At 52.8% G+C, this 15,589-nt stretch carries 13 protein-coding genes and 1 tRNA gene; 10 read left to right on the forward strand and 4 right to left on the reverse strand.

The genetic code is table 11. The features are described 5' to 3' along the window. Positions 1 to 207: 207 nt before the first annotated feature. The 3 genes from FCL42_RS15330 (at position 208) to FCL42_RS15340 (ending at position 2,498) form a co-directional block, all read left to right on the forward strand. Positions 208 to 966 carry an amino acid ABC transporter substrate-binding protein gene (locus tag FCL42_RS15330; RefSeq protein ID WP_205729277.1) on the forward strand — a complete coding sequence of 253 codons (759 nt, stop codon included), beginning with the start codon at positions 208 to 210 and terminating at the stop codon, positions 964 to 966. Positions 967 to 1,084: 118 nt separating this feature from the next. Continuing rightward, on the forward strand, positions 1,085 to 1,750 hold the full coding sequence (locus FCL42_RS15335) for an amino acid ABC transporter permease (protein ID WP_136864300.1): 666 nt from the start codon (positions 1,085 to 1,087) through the stop codon (positions 1,748 to 1,750). 10 nt (positions 1,751 to 1,760) lie between these two features. Next, complete coding sequence (locus FCL42_RS15340) at positions 1,761 to 2,498, forward strand: amino acid ABC transporter ATP-binding protein (protein ID WP_136864301.1); 738 nt, start codon at positions 1,761 to 1,763, stop codon at positions 2,496 to 2,498. 643 nt (positions 2,499 to 3,141) lie between these two features. On the opposite strand, the gene FCL42_RS15345 is transcribed toward FCL42_RS15340, so the two are convergent. Continuing rightward, positions 3,142 to 4,536 carry an endonuclease/exonuclease/phosphatase family protein gene (locus FCL42_RS15345; RefSeq protein WP_136864302.1) on the reverse strand — a complete coding sequence of 465 codons (1,395 nt, stop codon included), beginning with the start codon at positions 4,534 to 4,536 and terminating at the stop codon, positions 3,142 to 3,144. Between the two features lie 508 nt (positions 4,537 to 5,044). Continuing rightward, positions 5,045 to 5,131 (reverse strand) — tRNA-Leu (locus tag FCL42_RS15350). 183 nt (positions 5,132 to 5,314) lie between these two features. On the opposite strand from FCL42_RS15350, the gene FCL42_RS15355 reads away from it, so the two are divergent. Both FCL42_RS15355 and FCL42_RS15360 read left to right on the forward strand, forming a co-directional pair. Further along, positions 5,315 to 5,812, forward strand: coding sequence for an RDD family protein (locus FCL42_RS15355; RefSeq protein ID WP_169308411.1), 498 nt, complete (start codon positions 5,315 to 5,317; stop codon positions 5,810 to 5,812). Positions 5,813 to 5,873: 61 nt separating this feature from the next. Further along, entirely contained in the window at positions 5,874 to 6,122 is a 249-nt protein-coding gene (locus FCL42_RS15360) for a GlsB/YeaQ/YmgE family stress response membrane protein (RefSeq protein ID WP_136864304.1), read from the forward strand. Between the two features lie 67 nt (positions 6,123 to 6,189). Here FCL42_RS15360 and lptG read toward each other — a convergent pair whose 3' ends face one another. Both lptG and lptF read right to left on the reverse strand, forming a co-directional pair. Beyond that, positions 6,190 to 7,251 (reverse strand): LPS export ABC transporter permease LptG, encoded by a 1,062-nt coding sequence (gene lptG, locus FCL42_RS15365; protein WP_136864346.1) that lies wholly within the window; start codon positions 7,249 to 7,251, stop codon positions 6,190 to 6,192. Continuing rightward, positions 7,251 to 8,354 carry an LPS export ABC transporter permease LptF gene (lptF, locus tag FCL42_RS15370; protein WP_136864305.1) on the reverse strand — a complete coding sequence of 368 codons (1,104 nt, stop codon included), beginning with the start codon at positions 8,352 to 8,354 and terminating at the stop codon, positions 7,251 to 7,253. Before lptF ends, lptG begins: the two co-directional genes overlap by 1 nt. A 238-nt stretch (positions 8,355 to 8,592) precedes the next feature. Here lptF and pepA point away from each other — a divergent pair, with 238 nt between their 5' ends. From pepA to FCL42_RS15395, 5 genes are all read left to right on the forward strand, one after another. Next, positions 8,593 to 10,101: a leucyl aminopeptidase gene (pepA, locus tag FCL42_RS15375; protein ID WP_136864306.1), complete on the forward strand. Its 1,509-nt coding sequence runs from the start codon at positions 8,593 to 8,595 to the stop codon at positions 10,099 to 10,101. A gap of 154 nt (positions 10,102 to 10,255) precedes the next feature. Beyond that, positions 10,256 to 10,696 carry a DNA polymerase III subunit chi gene (locus tag FCL42_RS15380; protein ID WP_136864307.1) on the forward strand — a complete coding sequence of 147 codons (441 nt, stop codon included), beginning with the start codon at positions 10,256 to 10,258 and terminating at the stop codon, positions 10,694 to 10,696. A gap of 18 nt (positions 10,697 to 10,714) precedes the next feature. After that, positions 10,715 to 13,561 carry a valine--tRNA ligase gene (locus FCL42_RS15385; RefSeq protein ID WP_136864308.1) on the forward strand — a complete coding sequence of 949 codons (2,847 nt, stop codon included), beginning with the start codon at positions 10,715 to 10,717 and terminating at the stop codon, positions 13,559 to 13,561. A 195-nt stretch (positions 13,562 to 13,756) separates the two neighbouring features. After that, a complete protein-coding gene (gene parM, locus FCL42_RS15390) occupies positions 13,757 to 14,812 on the forward strand; it encodes a plasmid segregation protein ParM domain-containing protein (protein ID WP_136864309.1) in 1,056 nt (351 codons plus the stop codon). Between the two features lie 11 nt (positions 14,813 to 14,823). Next, positions 14,824 to 15,525, forward strand: a complete 702-nt coding sequence (locus FCL42_RS15395; RefSeq protein ID WP_136864310.1) for a hypothetical protein — start codon at positions 14,824 to 14,826, stop codon at positions 15,523 to 15,525. Positions 15,526 to 15,589: the final 64 nt, after the last annotated feature.

Genomic DNA, 15,589 nt, shown 5'->3' on the forward strand with positions numbered 1-15,589 from the left:
CTCTCCCTGTATTGACGTAAAAATCTACAATAAAACAAAGCGGCTCCTGTTACCAACCAGCGCCTTATTTCAGTAAATTCAACTACTAGTAAAAGTCATAACGGCTATATAACTAAAAAGAATATAAGGAATATCGATTGGATATATAGAGATCAGCGCCTTTGCTCCCATAATCCTCCTAATTCTGAGATTTCTAGGAGCATAGGTATGTTGTCCATGCTAACCAAGGCAGCGGTAATCACTGCCACCCTATCCATGTTTGCCACATTCGCCCAAGCAGCCCAAGAGGTCAAAGTGGGCATGAGTGGTCGCTATTTTCCATTCACGTTTTCTAAAAACGATCAGCTGCAAGGCTTCGAAGTGGACGTATGGAATGAGATCGCCAAGCGCAATGATTACGAAGTAAAGTTCGTTACTGCCTCCTTTTCTGGCCTGTTTGGCATGCTGGAGACCGGCCGCGTCGACACCATCTCTAACCAGATCACCATCAGCCCAGAGCGTCTGGCCAAATACGCATTCAGCCAGCCTTATGTCTACGACGGTGCTCAGATCGTAGTGCGTCGCGGTAATGACAGCATTCAAAAGATGGCGGATCTTTCTGGTAAGAAAGTGGCGGTAAATCTGGGCTCTAACTTTGAGCAGATTTTGCGTCAACAACCCAATGCCGATGCGATCACCATCGTCACCTACGACACCAACATCGAACAAGACGTGGCGCTCGGTCGCATGGACGCCTTTGTTATGGATCGAGTTTCCTCCGCTCAGCTAATTAAGGAATCGCCACTGCCACTTCAACTGGCTGGCGATCCCATCGACACCATCGAGAATGCCATGCCGTTCTTAAACACCCCACAGCAAGTCAAACTGCGTGATGAGGTGGACGTAGCCCTGAGTGCCATGAAAGCCGACGGCACCTTGGCAGCCATCTCACAGAAATGGTTCGACGCTGACATCACCCAACCATAACGCCCCGCCAAGGGCGACTGCCTGACGCGCTTACTCTTTTGGGTTGTTTACCCACCTTTGTATGCCAAAGGTGGGTTACCTTTATTTACATCGATTCACTGTTTGCTGGGAGATCACCATGGATCTGGATTGGAACTACACCCTAGATCTGCTGCCCATTTTGCTGAAATATCTTGGCACCACCATGGAGATGGCCTTAATTGGCTTCGTGCTAGCCCTAGGGCTGTCCCTCGCCTTGGCGCTGACCCGCGTGTTTACCATTCCAGTACTCGATTGGGTGGCCCGGTTGTTCATCTCGTTTTTCCGAGGAACACCACTGTTAGTGCAGCTGTTCTTGCTCTACTACGGTTTGCCTCAGGTGATCCCAGCGCTATCAGGCATCGATGCATTCACCGCCGCCATCGCCGGTCTGTCATTGCACTTTGCTGCTTACATGGCGGAATCGATTCGCGCCGCCATTAACGGCATCGCCAGCCACCAAACTGAAGCGGCGATGGCCATCGGCATGACCCGACTTCAAGCCATGCGCCGCATTATTTTGCCTCAGGCATCCCGCATCGCTCTGCCGTCGCTAATGAACTACTTCATCGACATGATCAAAAGCACCTCACTGGCGTTTACCCTAGGGGTGACTGAAATCATGGCCAAAGCTCAAATGGAAGCCTCATCCAGCTTTCGTTTCTTTGAGAGTTTCATGGCCGTCGCCCTGATCTACTGGGTGGTGGTGGTGATGTTCACCTTTGTGCAAACCAAACTGGAACAGCGTCTCAACGCCGCTTACTGAGGAACTTCCCATGCTCGCTATCTCCAACCTCACCAAGCGTTTCGGCGACAACACCGTGCTGGAGGGCATCGACCTGTCTCTCGCAGAAGGTGAAATTGTCGCCATTATCGGCCCATCTGGGACCGGCAAGTCGACCCTGCTTCGCTGCATCAACTTTTTAGAAACGCCCACCGAAGGCCAAATCGAGATCGATGGCCACCGGGTGAACGCCGACTCAAGCAATCAAAAAGCGATCATCGAGCTGAGAAAACGAGCCGCATTTGTGTTTCAAAACTACGCTCTGTTTGCCAATAAAACCGCCCAAGAGAACATCGCTGAGGGCCTGATTACGGTATGGAAGCAGCCAAAATCAGAAGCGATGGCCACTGCTGCCTCGATACTCACCGACATTGGCCTGATCGATCGCAAAGACGCCTACCCTTCGTCACTGTCAGGTGGCCAACAGCAACGCATCGGCATCGGCCGAGCCATGGCAGCTCACTCTAAGGTAATTCTGTTTGATGAGCCCACTTCCGCCCTGGATCCAGAATGGGTCGATGAGGTGCTGGGCCTGATTAAAACCCTCGCCGAACGCAAACAAACCATGATCATCGTTACTCACGAAATGCAGTTTGCCCGAGAGATTGCCGACCGAGTGGTGTTTATGGAGGGTGGCCGAATCGTTGAACAGGGGCCACCAAGTCAACTGTTTGAAACCCCTCAAGATCCCAGAACCAAGCAGTTTCTGGCTAGAGCATTAAAAGCCTAAGCCGATAAAAATGGCGCTCATCAACGGGCGCCAGCTCCCCCCTATTTTCCCACCAACTCACTAGAGTACGCCCAGTCATTTCTGGCGCTCTCTTTTAAAACCCAATATTGCCGACAAAGATGCTCACGCCATTCGCGTTATCGCTCCGTCGGGTAACATCTCCATCTACGGGGGCACCAATGCGTACGGTTTTAATGGTGACCAATTGCCACCACAGCAAACTCAACTGGCGATTCCAAACGGAATTTGGATATCCAAGGACAACTATCTATATTCTCGACCCTGCCAACAACCGAGTTCGACACGTCACGACTGACGGTAAAGTATCAACGCTATTTGAAGCTCCCGATGGCCTAAAGAGCGGTCGAAGGCCCTAGGTCAGCGATGACCATCAACAAGCCTACTATGCCAATCACCACAGTTTGCGCCTTTGGCAACGAGGAAAAGGGATCGCCATTGTCGCCGATGGTTTTGTGGAGCTAGGAAAGTAACTCAGGTCAAAAGCCATCGGATCGCCTCCTCTAAAGCGCAAGGGACCTTACTCTATATCCGCGCCTTAGGTGACATTCAAATTGTCAGCCAGTAATTTGCAGATACAAAAACGGCTTCCCTAGGGAAGCCGTTTTTCGTTTAAGCGTCGAAATTACAGCTCGGCTTTGATCCACACCAGACGGTGATCGGAGCTGACGTTTTTACCCACACCAGGGTTCCAAGTATCGATGCGAGTCAAACGGGCGTCTTTCATCAGCTTGCTGCCATCTTCGAAAGAGGCTGGCCAAAATACGCCGGAGTCCACGACGTTCAGTTCAGCGGATGGAATCACGTGATCCAGACGCAAACCCGACACAGAAGTCACCATCTCTGGGTACTTAAGGTCGGTTTCACGGCAATCGCCAATGGCTACGCACTCAGGGCCGCCCAGAGACTTAGGCGCATACACACCAAAGGTCGCCAACTGGTTTACCTTGTCGTGGGTCATCAGGTCGTTGATCGCAGTCAGATCGCCGTCACCAGACAGGGGATCCGCGTTCAAATCGCCCATCACCACGAACATTTCACCGTTTGCTAGGCCACCGGTCACGCCAGCGTCATCGTAGATGTAATCCGCACCGTCGATGTAATCTACCCAGAAATCGATCTCAGCACGGTTGTGCATCTTGTTGTAAGGGGCTTCTTCGCCCTTATCGAAGATTGGCGGAGTTGGGTGAGACAGCAGCAAGTGCACAGACTTAGTTTCGCCATCGGCAGTCGGTACCTTAACCACGGCATCTACGTGGTTCTTGGAAGACAAGCGCAAGATATCCCACTCGGCTTGGGTGTACCAAGTCTCATCAGCACACCAATCTGCGGTGTTCCCTTCGGCGCAGTTCACTGGCACGTTGGTCTCACCAGGCATGTCTTTCCACAAGAACTTCTGGAACGTACGGCTGTTAGCCGTATCGATTTCAAACTGAGACAGCAGCGCAAAAGCATATTGACCGTGGAAGTTACCAAAGCCATGGGCATCACCCGGAAGGCCAATGGTGCCGTTGTTATCGATATCAGAGTCGATGGCCAAACCGGTATTGGTGGCATAGCTTTCCGCGTACGGATATTGGATAGGCTGCAACTGCTCGCCTTCGAAGGTCTGAGGCACACCCAGGTAGTTCAGGCGGAAGCCACGCAGAACCGAGATATCTTCACCTGTGCCATCGTTGTTGAACTCTTTCATCAGCAGTACTGCTGGACGAGTTTTCTGAATGATGGTGGCGTTATTGCGGATCTGAATCACTTTTTCAGCACGCTTAAGCTCGGCTTCGTCGGTGATGCTGCCATCTTCCCAACCGGCAATCAGCGTATCTTGCTCCGCAGGAGTCAAAGCCATCAGGCTGCCCAGCTCTGCGAAATCAGAGTGGTCAAAGGAAAGGTTGAAAGACGCAATATTCACTTCGGTCGCTGCCACAGGTGGCTCGGGAGTGATTACGTTGGTAGTGTCATCGTTGCAACCAGCCAAAAGTGCAACAGAGATGGCCGCAGCCAACAGGGATTTAGTTTTCATCAGATTACCTCGAATGTGGGCAAGCAACTCAAGTTACTGCTCCATGGGCTTTTTTTAGTAGAACGAAAACAGCGGATTCAATTTTTCTAAAATTAATATTTAAATCAATAGAATAGCTAATTTCGTCCCTCTATTTTGCTCGGCATTATAGAGAAGCAACCTGGCAATTCCACGTGATCAAGATCACAGTTACATAGGTGTTCACAACACCGATCATAACCCTTCCATCACCGTTACAGCCGTGGATTATTTTCAAATCAAAAATAGAGAGGTCGGAGGACAGAACAATCCCGAAGTGAATTCAAATATTCTCTGGTTTAACAAAGTATTAATAAGAAGTTGGCGCTTACTTTGTCTCGCGAAGGGATAACATTAGATAAATCTAATGAAAATAACTGGTTAAACACCTGTTAAATCCAACAGTCATCAACAACAAGCCGAAAGGCTGGAAATGGGAAAAGCCAAAAAGCAAAGGCCCCGACTTTCGTCAGGGCCTTTGCTCTGTATTTGGTACCGAGAGAGGGACTTGAACCCTCAAGGTGTCACCACCGGTGGATTTTGAATCCACTGCGTCTACCAATTCCGCCACCTCGGCTTTGATGCAGTGCATTATAGAGATGTTCTTGATGAGTGCAAGCCTAAACAGATTCAACTGCATACAAATCCAGCAAGCACGGCAAAATCCGGCACTAAATGCCCAGTTCCCCTTCACGATGACTGTTTTCAAGACAGCAAACTCATTACACTGAACCAAAATATGGGCATCAAGGAGAGAGAGATGCACCCCCACGCCAATGCCCCCCGGGCGCCCCTAAAACGCCGCCTCGCTACCTTGGTCTACGATGGCTTAGTCGGCTTAGCCGTATACATGGCGGTGGGCGCGCTGTTCTTTGCCATCTTTGGCGGCTTAGTTAGCAATGGCATCTTGCCAGATCTTGGCCATGAACACGCCATCGATACCCTTCAAGCCAGCCCGGTCTACACCATCATCAATGAGCTATTTAAGTTAGCTGGCGTACTGCTGTTCTTCTGCTATTTCTGGCAAAAAAGCGGCCAGACTCTCGGCATGCGCGCTTGGCGTATTAAAGTACAAAATATCGATGGCAGCCTCATCAGCTGGCGCCAAGGAATCATTCGGGCCATCACCTCTTGCTTTGGCTTGATGAACATCACCTTATTGTTCGGCGGCACTCAGGTTGCACTTCATGACACTTGGAGCCGCAGCGAAGTAGTGGAACTGACACTGGAGCAAAATCGCGCCCGCCTAGGGGAGTAGCACGGCACAAGTTCGATAAGCGTCTATCCTTTAGTGACCTTTTAGTCACTTAGGAGTAGCCATGGGGTTCTTAACTTGGATTCTATTAGGACTGGTGGTGGGCATTTTGGCCAAGTGGATCATGCCCGGTAAAGATGGCGGCGGTTTCTTCATGACCATTCTGCTGGGTATTGGCGGTGCCTTCGTCGGCGGCTACCTCTCCACTCTACTGGGCTTTGGTGATGTTACTGGCTTTAATCTCAACAGCTTGGTGATCGCCACCCTAGGCGCTCTGTTGGTCCTGTTTATCTACAACAAGATGCGCGCATAACCGCCCCCAAAACCATCAAAAAAGGAGCCACCGGCTCCTTTCTATTTTGGCTGCACATTGCGCTTAGCTAGCGCTTCTGCAGGAGGAATATCGCCACGGCGGCAAAAATCATCGATGGGATGAAGGCCCCGAGGAACGGCGGCAGATTGGCCACCAGACTCATGGGGCCAAAGATCTCACTGGCCAGATAGAAACCAAAACCGGTTACCACCCCCAGCAAAATTCGCGCTCCCATGGTCACGCTGCGAAGCGGCCCAAAGATGAAAGAGAGCGCCAGCAGCATCATCACCATCACTGTCACCGGTTGGCCTATCTTGCGCCACAGCGCCAACTCATAGCGGGTAGGATCCTGATTATTGACCTTCAGATAATCCAGATAATCCAGCAAACCACTAATGGATAGCGATTCCGGATCCACAGTCACCACCTGCAATTTGTCTGGCGTCAGGGTCGACTTCCAGCGCCCCTGCTCTCGCTCCGATACGCTAACTTGCTTGGCCGACATGTCGGTATCGGTGATGTCGATAATGCGCCAAGCATCACCGTCGAACACCGCCTGCTTGGCAAAGGTAACTTTATCCAGCTGCTTTTCTTTGTCGAAGTGGTAGATGGTGACGTTTTGCAGGTGACCGGTGTCCTGCACCGCTCCGATATTCACAAAGCTATCGCCATCTTTGGCCCAAGAGCCCTTCGCGCCGCCAATGAGGTTACCCCCAGACACTTTCTGCGCCTTCATCTCTCGTGCCGTGGCTTCAGAAACCGGCGCCACATACTCACCCACCAACATGATGGTCAACATCAATGGGATGGCGGTTTTCATCACCGACATGGTGATCTGAAACTTAGACATCCCCGCTGCCTGCATCACCACCAGCTCTGAGCTCGAAGCCAACATGCCGATGCCGATCAAAGCCCCCAACATGGCGGCAATGGGGAAGAACATCTCGATATCACGGGGAACCAAAAACAGCACGTACAAACCAACATCGAAGATATCGAAGGTACCGCGACCCACGTATCGCAGCTGATCCACAAATTTAATCAGCCCAGATAGCCCCGCCAGCACCAGCAAGCAGATTGCTGAGGTACTGATAATAGTGCGGCCGATGTAGAGGTCCAGTAGCTTAATCATCGCTTCGCCCCTCCCAGCTTGGCCACCAATCGCTTCCCAACCGGTCGGCTGCGTCCAATGAGCACCACGCCAATGATCAACGCCGCCAAGTGGATGCCCCACATCCCCAGCGCCGCTGGAATCACTTCATCTTCAATGGCTTTACGACCCGCCATCATCAAAGCGAAATAGCCTAGATACATCAAAATGGCCGGCATCATCTTGGCAAACTTACCTTGGCGAACGTTAGTACGCGCCATCGGCACCGCAATCAGAGTTAACAGAGGGATGGCAATAGGAATGGCCAGACGCCAATGGATCTCCGCCCAGGCATCGGGGGTATTCTCTTCAAACAGTCGCTCCATGGAGTAGGCCGATAACTTACGACGTTTCTTGTCGACCTCCTGCTCTTTGATCTCCATCTGATAGCGATCAAAGCCAATAAGGTTAGTTTCTGGAGTACCGGAGAGCATGTTGTATCGAGTGCCGCTGGTCAGCTGCAGACGCTGAGAGCCATCGCGCTGCTCAACGATGCCACCACCATCGGCAATCACAATGGAGGTTTTGCCATCTAGGCTGTCGTTATCAGGCAGCATGGCCACGAATACGTTTTCCAGCTTACCTTTGGACAGCCCTTCAACGTAGATCACCGCCTTGCCGTTGGCCGCTTGTTGGAATCGCCCTTGAACCAATGCGGCCAAACCAGCCTCCGACTCCGCCTTTTCAAGAACCTGATATTCGGTCTCTTTGGCCCAGGGGGCAACATTAATGGAGATGAAGCCGGCAACGAGTGCCATCACCAGTGCCAGCACCATGGTGACCCGAGTAACGTACCATTCCGACACCCCAACGGCGTGGAACACCGTCATCTCACTGTCGGCATACAATCGGCCATGGGCCAACAAAATCCCCAAAAACAGTGACAAAGGCAAAATCAACGCCAGCAAATCCGGCATATTCAAGGCAACCAGTGTGGCGATCAACTTACCAGGAAGGCTGCCTTCGGCAGCATCGGCAAGGATCCGAACAAACTGTTGACTGACAAAAATGGAAACCAATACGGCCAGCACAGCGATCTGGGCTCTAAAGGCTTCCTTAAGCAAGTAGCGAAAGATAATCAACGGCGAAACTCAGCTTGCAAACTTGTAATTTCTCTGGAAACGAGAAGTTATTTAAGTAAACTGGTTACTTTCAAACGTTTTGTAACCAGCCTAGGCCTTCTACCCTAAGATAAAAAGGGAATAGCAACAACGCAGTCCAGTTTAGCAAAACCGGCATTGCCTTGACGCTATCGAGGCCGATAAAGGGATCATTATCTAACAATTAACACGCTTTGTCTTTACGAAACCGGGAGATGGCATGGAGTTCAGTGTAAAAAGCGGCAGCCCTGAGAAGCAACGTAGCGCCTGCATTGTAGTAGGTGTATTCGAACCGCGACGTTTATCCGCCATTGGCGAGCAACTAGACCGCATCAGTGACGGCTACATCAGCAACCTATTACGCCGAGGCGACCTTGAAGGAAAGCCGGGCCAGATGCTGCTATTGCATCATGTACCAAACGTGCTGTCTGAGCGCGTACTACTGGTTGGCTGCGGCAAAGAGCGTGAACTGGACGAGCGCCAGTACAAGCAGATTATCGCCAAAACTATCAACACCTTGAATGAAACCGGTTCAATGGAAGCGGTGTGTTTCCTGACCGAGTTGCACGTAAAAGGTCGCGACACCTACTGGAAAGTCCGCCAGGCGATTGAAACCACTCAAGCCAGCCTTTACACCTTCGACGCCCTAAAGAGCAAAAAAGACGAAACTCGTCGCCCTCTGCGCAAGATGGTGTTCAACGTACCGACTCGCCGTGAACTGACCATTGGCGAAAAAGCCATTGCTCACGGCTTGGGTGTAGCCGCCGGCAGCAAGATGTGCCGCGACGTGGCCAACATGCCACCAAACATCTGCAACCCCGCCTATCTGGCCAGCCAATCTCGTCAACTTGCCGAGAAGTACAGCAAACTCAACGTCGAAGTGATCGGCGAAGAGAAGATGGAAGAGCTGGGCATGAACAGCTACCTAGCCGTTGGTCGTGGTAGTGAAAACGAATCCATGATGACCGTGGCCAAGTACATGGGGGCCGACGATGCCGAGCAACGTCCAATCGTACTGGTAGGTAAAGGCCTAACCTTCGATTCCGGCGGCATCAGCCTCAAGCCTGGCGAAGGCATGGACGAGATGAAGTACGACATGGGCGGCGCCGCTGGCGTTCTGGGAACCATGCGTGCCGTGTGTGAGCTGGATCTTAAGCTCAACATCATCTTCGTACTGGCCGGTTGTGAAAACATGCCTGATGGCAAGAGCTACCGCCCAGGCGACATCCTTACCACCATGTCTGGCCAAACCGTTGAGGTGCTAAACACCGACGCCGAAGGCCGTCTGGTTCTGTGTGACGCCCTGACCTACGTGGAACGTTTCGACCCTGAGCTGGTGATCGACACCGCCACCCTAACCGGTGCCTGTGTCATTGCTCTGGGCAAGCACGCCTCTGGCCTGTTGTCGAACCAAAACTCTCTGGCCCACGACCTGCAACACGCCGGTGAGCAAGCTGGCGACCGCTGCTGGCGTCTGCCACTGTGGGAAGATTACCAAGAGCAGCTGAAGAGCCCGTTTGCCGACATGACCAACCTAGGTGGTCGTCCGGCAGGCACCATCACTGCCGCCGCCTTCCTGTCTCGCTTTGCCAAGAAGTACAGCTGGGCCCACCTGGACATCGCTGGTACCGCTTGGGAATCCGGCGCCAACAAAGGTTCTACCGGTCGTCCGGTACCGCTGCTGACCCAATTCCTATTGGCCAAAGCCGGTGAGATGGAGATCGAGTAAACTCGAGCTGCTATTTCAGAGATAATCCAAATCAATCCCTCGCCTCGGCGGGGGATTTTTTTTATGCACTTCGCCATCCCCATCCCCTGTATCTTGGAGTTACAAGGGTATACAATGCACCGTTATGCCAAATTTGATGTGATTGGACTGATTCATGGCGATCGCCACTTTCTATCTGTTAACTGACGACCGCCAACAGCAACTGGCATGCTGGTTGGCATCAGAATGCTATCGCAAAGGTCAGCAGCTGTATCTGCACTGCGAAGATGAGGCACAAGCCCATCAGGTCGACGAGCTTCTGTGGCAGTTTGACCCAGAGCGTTTCGTACCCCACAACCTAGTAGGTGAAGGGCCTCGAGGCGGCGCTCCAGTGGAGATCGGCTATGGCAACCAATCCAGCTCAAAAAAACGCCTGGTTTTAATTAACCTAGCCGCCAAAGTGCCCAATTTTGCGGTAAACTTTGGCCAAATTTTTGATTTTGTACCGGTTGCTACCGAGGCAAAGACCGTGGCTCGCGAACGTTATCGTGCCTATCGCCAACTTGGCATAGAACTGGCCACCCACGACCTCGCCAAGCAACCGCTTTCATTTTAATTTACTTCGGATCCCCCCATGGATAAGACCTACAATCCTAACTCGATTGAACAGCGCCATTATCAGCGTTGGGAAGAAGCTGGTTACTTCAAGCCACACGGCGACACCAGCAAAGACGCCTACAGCATCATGATCCCGCCGCCGAACGTCACCGGCAGCCTGCACATGGGCCACGCGTTCCAAGACACCATCATGGACACCATGATCCGCTACCAGCGCATGCAGGGTAAAAACACCCTATGGCAGGTGGGTACCGACCACGCCGGTATCGCCACCCAGATGGTGGTTGAGCGCAAACTGGCGGCTCAAGGCATCACCCGTCAGGAACTGGGTCGTGAAACCTTCATCGACAAGGTATGGGAATGGAAAGCCGAGTCCGGCGGTACCATCACCCAACAGCTGCGTCGTTTGGGTGCGTCCGTAGACTGGGATCGTGAGCGTTTCACCATGGACGAAGGTCTGTCCAAGGCGGTTCAGGAAGTGTTTGTACGCCTGTACGAAGATGACCTGATCTACCGTGGTAAGCGTCTGGTTAACTGGGATCCAAAACTGCACACCGCCATCTCTGACCTTGAAGTAGAAAACAAGGAAAAGAAAGGCTTCATGTGGCACTTCCGCTACCCGCTCGCGGATGGCGTGAAAACCGCCGACGGCAAAGACTACATCGTCGTGGCCACCACCCGTCCAGAAACCATGCTGGGGGATACCGGTGTTGCGGTAAACCCAGAAGATCCTCGCTACAAGGATCTGATCGGTAAAGAGCTGCTGCTGCCAATCGTAGGACGTCGTATCCCTATCGTTGCCGACGAGCACGCCGATATGGAGAAGGGCACCGGTTGTGTGAAGATCACCCCGGCCCACGACTTCAACGATTACGAAGTGGGTAAGCGCAACAAGCTGCCGATGATCAACATCCTGACCTTCAACGGCGACATCCGTGACGCCGCCGAAGTGTTCGACTTCAACGGTGAAGCGTCCGACGTCTACAGCACCGACCTACCTGAGAAATACCAAGGCCTCGAGCGCTTCAAAGCCCGTAAAGCCGTGGTTGCCGAGTTCGAAGAGCTGGGTCTACTGGAAGAGATCAAAGACCACGTCCTGCAGGTGCCTTACGGCGACCGTGGTGGCGTAGTGATCGAACCGATGCTGACCGACCAATGGTACGTACGTGCGGCGCCTCTGGCGAAAACCGCCACCGAAGCCGTAGAAAATGGCGACATCAAATTTGTGCCTCAGCAGTACGAAAACATGTACTTCAGCTGGATGCGTGACATCCAAGACTGGTGTATCTCTCGTCAGCTGTGGTGGGGTCACCGCATCCCAGCTTGGTATGACGAGTCCGGCAAAGTATACGTAGGCCGCACTGAAGCGGAAGTTCGTGCCGCCAACGGTCTGGCCGACGACGTCACTCTGCGCCAAGACGACGACGTACTGGATACCTGGTTCTCCTCCGCCCTGTGGACCTTCTCCACCCTAGGTTGGCCGGATAACTTGGAAGACCTAAAAACCTTCCACCCAACCGACGTTCTGGTTACCGGTTTCGACATCATCTTCTTCTGGGTAGCCCGGATGATCATGATGACCATGCACTTCATCAAAGATGAAGACGGCAAGCCACAGGTTCCGTTTAAGACCGTATACGTGACCGGCCTAATCCGTGATGAGAACGGCGACAAGATGTCCAAGTCCAAAGGTAACGTATTGGACCCATTGGATATGATCGACGGCATCGATCTGGAATCTCTGGTTGAGAAGCGCACCGGCAACATGATGCAGCCGCAGCTGGCCGCCAAGATTGAAAAATCCACTCGCAAGCAGTTCCCGGATGGCATCGCCCCACACGGCACCGACGCCCTGCGTTTCACCCTAGCCGCCATGGCCTCCACTGGTCGTGACATCAACTGGGACATGAATCGTCTGGAAGGTTACCGTAACTTCGCCAACAAGCTGTGGAACGCCAGCCGTTTCGTACTGATGAACACCGAAGAGCACGATTGTGGCTTCGGCGGTGGCGACATGGAGCTGTCTCTGGCGGATCGCTGGATTCTGGCTCAGTACAACGACACCGTGAAAAACATCCGTGAAGCGATGGAAGGCTACCGTTTCGATATGGCCGCCAACATCGCCTACGAGTTCACCTGGAACCAGTTCTGTGACTGGTACCTAGAGCTGACCAAGCCGGTACTGCAATCTGGCAGTGAAGCACAGCAACGCGGCACTCGCCACACCCTGATGACCGTGCTGGAAGGGATGCTGCGCATGCTGCACCCACTGATGCCATACATCACCGAAGAGATCTGGTTAACCGTATCTAAGATGATGGGCATCGAAGCCGACACCATCATGCTGCGTGAATTCCCAAGCTTCGATGAAGCGCTGGTGAATGAGGAAGCCCATGCGGATCTGGAGTGGGTGAAGCAGTTCATCGTTGCGGTACGTAACATCCGTGGTGAGCTTAACGTAGCGCCTTCTAAGCCGCTGAACGTACTGCTGAAAAACGCCTCTGCTCAGGACTTGGCTCGCATCGAGACCAACTCTACCTTCCTGACTAAGCTGGCGAATCTGGAGTCCATCACCGAGCTGTCTGGCGACGCGCCAATGTGCACCACCCAGCTGATCGGCGAAATGGAACTGTTGATCCCAATGGCAGGCCTGATTGACGTTGAAGCCGAAGTGGCTCGTATCGACAAGCAGATCGCCAAGTTGGCTCAAGACGCCGAGCGCGTTGAGAAGAAGCTCTCCAACCAAGGCTTCCTAGCCAAGGCGCCTGAGGCCGTTGTCGCCAAAGAGCAAGCCAAGCTGGACGAAGCCAAGCGTGACATCGCCAAGCTGGAAGAGCAGAAGCAGCAACTCGCCGCCCTGTAACCTCCCCCTAGCTTAAACAAAGCCACCGCCTGAAAAGGTCGGTGGCTTTTTATTATTCAGATTTTTCAATGCCTTGAAAAACGACCTACCACTTAGCTCATAAAAAAGCGTTTTTTAACCCACTTTGGCTAAAGAGATGACGTAAGATTGTCGCCTTAGCCCACTCGTGGGCTTTTTTTAATTCAGGATGCACCGATGTCAACCACCCAAGTGAAATTTGCCATTGATGATGGCTCCACCAACGTCAAAATCAGCTGGATCGACAATGGCGTAATACGCAGCGTTACTTCGCCCAACTCCTTTAGAAAAGATTGGAAAAGCGCCGCACTGCTAAGCGACAAAAAAGTCTTTAACTACCAGATTGGCACCACCAAATACACCTACGATGCCACCTCTGATAAAGCGCTATCAACCACCCACGTGGCGTTCCAGTACGACGACTTAAATCTGTTGTCCGTACATCATGCCCTGCTGCAAACCGGCATCAAGCCCGGTCCGGTGAGCATTCTGGTTACCCTGCCGATAACCGAATACTACAACGCCGACGATTGCCAAAAGAACGAAGAAAACATCGCCCGCAAGAAAGCCAACCTGATGCGTAAGATCAGTTTGAATAAGGGTGACGTATTCGAGATCGTTGACGTAGAAGTGCTGCCAGAAAGCCTGCCGGCCGTGCTCACAACGTTGGTCGATTCCGGCGTGAACGAATACACCAAGTCGCTGGTGATCGACTGCGGTGGCACCACCTTAGACATGGGCGTCATTGTCGGTGAGTTTGAAGACGTGTCTGGCGTGTACGGCAACGCCGAAATCGGCGTCTCCATGGTCACCAATGCCGCTCGTAAAGCACTGGCTGCCGCCGACAGTGACGCCAGTTACCTGGTTGCCAACGAGCTTATCAAGCGTCGCCACGACCGTGAGTTCGTTAGCGAAGTGATCAACGACCTAAGCAAGCTTGATTGGGTACTCGAGCGCATCGAAAACAAGATTGACGAACTGGGCGCTGCAGTGGCCTATGAAGCCAAAACCTTCACCCGTAACCCAAATCGCATCTATCTGGTTGGCGGCGGCGCCATGCTGATTGAGTCGGCCATCCGCGAAGCCTACCCAAGCCTTGGTGACAAGATTGTACTGGTGAAATCACCGCAGGAAGCGCTGTCTCGCGAGATCTGCTGCTATCACGCGGCAGAACCCGTGACCAACCCGCAGGTGCATGAGGCGGATCCTACCCCCGCCTCTGTCTCAGCGTAACGGTTAATATCATGCGCATCCGATGCAGTTTTATTCTGGAGCCCCAACGGCACACTCACCACGAGTTCGCCGTTGGCCACCTTCGCAGCTGGCGCGAGCGGGAGAAGCTGCGGCAGGACGCAACCGAAGTTCAGCAGCAACGCAGCAGCGACTACCACCGTGATATCTACCTAACCGGTTTGTACATGGAGAAGCTGTCACCACAGCTGCCTGGCCTGATTGCACAGTCCTTCAATGGTGACAGCATCACCCTAACCAGACTGCAGCAGCTGCTGCAACAAGTTGGGGTGAGCGACGCCGATGAGAGCGGACTGTCTGAGGCGCAGTGGCAAAAGCTAACGTCCATGCTGAAGATCGCCATGGCCGCGCCAAAGAGCGAAGCCAACGTTGATCTTGGTGGCATTGAGCAGCAACTCAAGCAGCTATCACTGCCGGATGCCTCTCCTCAACTGGAGCAGATACTTGCCACCCAGCAACAGTTACTCGAGCGCTTAAGCGCACAGCCACAACCGGCAGCAACAGGCTACCCTGCTGAGCTGGAGCGGGATCTGGCCAATCTGCGCCAAGGCCAGGAGAAACTGTTGGCTCAACTGAAAAACCTGAAGGTTCAGGTGGCAACCGCCTCACCAAATGCAGCGCCAGCAGAACCGGAGGAGAGCATGGACACTCAGATGGAAAAAGCCCGTCGCATCAAAGCTAAAGGCTTGTGGTAAGCCTTTAGCCTGACTAACAAGCTGAGCCGCTGTAATCCCAGTGGCTCAGTTGTTTTAAACTCTG

It is taken from the genome of Ferrimonas aestuarii (assembly GCF_005116665.1).
Taxonomy (GTDB): Bacteria; Pseudomonadota; Gammaproteobacteria; order Enterobacterales; family Shewanellaceae; genus Ferrimonas; species Ferrimonas aestuarii.